The sequence below is a fragment of the Serratia sp. PGPR-27 genome (genome assembly GCF_022678525.1).
Classification (GTDB): Bacteria; Pseudomonadota; Gammaproteobacteria; order Enterobacterales; family Enterobacteriaceae; genus Serratia; species Serratia nematodiphila.
This window is the reverse complement of the sequence record NZ_JALBYS010000105.1, coordinates 1-213: the sequence shown is the minus strand read 5'-3', so window position 1 is coordinate 213 and position 213 is coordinate 1. Positions and strand designations below refer to the sequence as shown.

The 213-nt window shown below is 63.8% G+C and carries 1 pseudogene; it reads right to left on the bottom strand.

Going from position 1 to position 213, the window contains the following annotated elements:
* Positions 1–213, bottom strand: a pseudogene (locus tag MMS95_RS24205) (pyrroloquinoline quinone biosynthesis protein B); the annotation flags it as partial.

Genomic DNA, 213 nt, shown 5'->3' with positions numbered 1-213 from the left:
CGCGCAGCACGTCGGGATTGTTCAATTCGGGCGAGGCCAGCAGCTGATGGCAAATGTCCGGGGAAACGTTGCACAGCACCCAGTTTTTACCGTCATCGCTGACGGCGATGGAGGACTGCGTGCGGCGCATGGCGGTGATGCTGTGGTCGCGAACGCCGCGGCAGTTGTCGCAGTTGCAATTCCACTGGGGAAAGCCGCCGCCCGCTGCCGAGC